At 41.0% G+C, this 2,454-nt stretch carries 2 protein-coding genes; both read left to right on the top strand.

The window, feature by feature from the left end:
• A partial coding sequence (locus A3766_RS17755; RefSeq protein WP_231882919.1) for a UvrD-helicase domain-containing protein occupies window positions 1–1,912 on the top strand: 1,912 nt, incomplete at its 5' end.
• A 213-nt stretch (window positions 1,913–2,125) separates the two neighbouring features.
• Window positions 2,126–2,454 (top strand): hypothetical protein (locus A3766_RS17750; protein ID WP_068642613.1); only part of this gene is annotated, 329 nt, incomplete at its 3' end.

Below are 2,454 nucleotides of genomic sequence, written 5' to 3'. Positions count from 1 at the left end.
ACTACATGCACCGGCTGAGGGAAATGTCTATTTGCTATTGTGGGTAGATCATCATGATAGAGCATATAACTGGGCAGCAGTTCATCAGTGTAAAATAAATCCTAATACTGGATCTCTACAGATATACGAGACCATGATTGAGACGATGCAAAAGGTTTCAGCTCCGTCTACTTTCGAAAAGGGCTTGTTTGACAATTTAAAGGATAAACACTTACTAAGACTTGGTGTTCCCGATGAGCTTATATCGTCTGTAAGGAGTGTGACTAACGAGTCGATGTTGGATCAACTACAACACCGATTACCGAAAGAGGCATATGAGGCTTTATTCTTTTATAACGCGGGCGAAAGCTATGAAAGTCTTTTACTAGAAAGCGAAACTAGCGATGTTTCAAGCGTTGATTCATCAGACTATCAGCAAGCACTCAGCCTACCTTCTACTATAGCTAGCTTCTTTGTCCCAGCAAGTGAAAAAGAGCTAAGAGAAATGCTTGCTGAACCGGTTGCTAAATGGCGAGTGTTTCTGCACCCAGCGCAACGCAAGCTCGTTATGGGTATTAAGAATGGTTCGGTAAGAGTACTAGGTGGAGCGGGTACGGGCAAAACAGTTGTGGCAATGCACCGTGCCAAATGGCTTGCAGAAAACTGCTGTGATAACGGACAGAAAGTTCTGTTTACCACTTATACCAAAAACCTCGCGATTGATATTTCAACTAGCCTTCAAAGTATTTGCGATCAGCATACCCTTTCTAAGATTGAAGTCATTAACCTTGACCAATGGGTGCAAAACTTTCTAAAACATCATAATTATGGATACCGCATACTCTATGATCAACGTAAAAGTGAAGAGTTATGGGGTAAAGCGCTCATCAAATGTCCACGACATTTAAATTTTTCCAATAATTTCTACAAGGAAGAATGGCAACGTGTCGTACAGGCTCAAGGCATTGATACGTTCAATGCGTATAAACGAGCTTCTAGAAAAGGCAGGGGTACAAGACTTGATCGTGAGCAACGCTTTGAAATTTGGCCGGTGTTTGAAGAATATCGTCGACTACTAAATGCCGAACATTATAAAGAGGTTGATGATGTTTATCGAGATACTCTCGGATTTATAGAAAGCGGGCAAGGAACTCAAGACTATTCGTCTGTCATCGTGGATGAAGCTCAAGATATGGGGTCTCAAGCATACAAATTGTTAAGAGCTATTGTGCCAGAGAGACCTAATGATCTATTTATTGTTGGCGATGCTCATCAGCGTATATACGGTAAAAATAAGGTCATATTGAGCCAATGCGGTATTAATATTCGTGGCCGCTCTTCGAAGTTAAAAATTAACTATCGTACGACAGACGAAATCAGACTTTCTGCCATTAACCTTTTGGAGGGGAGGGATATCGACGATTTAGATGGTGGCACCGACGATAACCATCAGTACAAGTCTCTCAGTCATGGTGAATTTCCAGTTATCGAAACACTGTCGAACTTAAATGAACAGTGCTCCTATGTTTCAAACTTAGTAAAACAGTCAGCAGAGCCCCACGAAAATTTCTGTGTCGTTGCGCGAACAAATAGTGAAGTTAATGAACTGAGTAAAGGTTTTGCAAACCTTGGTATCAAAACCTCAATAATTCAAGCCAACAGAGCTGATGAAGGGAGTGGCGCAATAAAACTAGCAACCGTCCATCGTGTCAAAGGGTTAGAGTTTAATCATGTTGTGTTGGCTTCAGCGAATGAAGGACTAATACCCTTACAGTATGCACTGCAGGGGCGGGCAGATAAAGCCTCACTTGCACAAGCTGATACAGAAGAGCGAAGTTTGGTCTATGTAGCCTTGACGCGCGCCAGAAAGTCAGCCCATATATTGAGTTATGGACAGCTAAGCTCATATTTCAATGAACAGAGATTGTTGTAACAAGGAAGTACGCGGTTTGCCACAAATTAGAACTAATGTTTCTATGAACGTCCCCCAATTGTCCGTAAAACTTCTTTCAATTGGTAGTCATTATGGCTTAAGACAAAAACACGCGGATTTATCGTTATTTTAATTCGCTGTGCAAAACGAGAGCTATTTAATTTACCAAAGACAGGCATGATGAAATAATTCGCTTGTTTAAAGGAGTAAGAAATGAAGTACGAAGGAATGTCATACGCCCTGACTATTGAAGAGCTAGTTAAGCGTATTCACACGATTAACCATTTTTGGAAATCACATCAGGACGATAACAAAAGTTCTGATTCCCATGGTGAGTTTTTTAGGCACACCAAACTAGCCTATCAAATTGAGCTACTAAGAAGAGAGTTTCCTTCCGTATACCTTCAGCTAGACACTGAAGAGACATCAGAAGAAATTTATTCCGTCGTTTTGCCTAATAAAATAGGTCCATATACGGACGGCGCTCATATGCCAAAGAGACTGGCCGAAGAATTCTTAACTAAAAATGAACTAGCTGTACT

The organism is Oleiphilus sp. HI0132, assembly GCF_001635845.1.
Note: the sequence above shows the minus strand (reverse complement) of the source record. Positions and strands in the feature narration are given on the sequence as shown.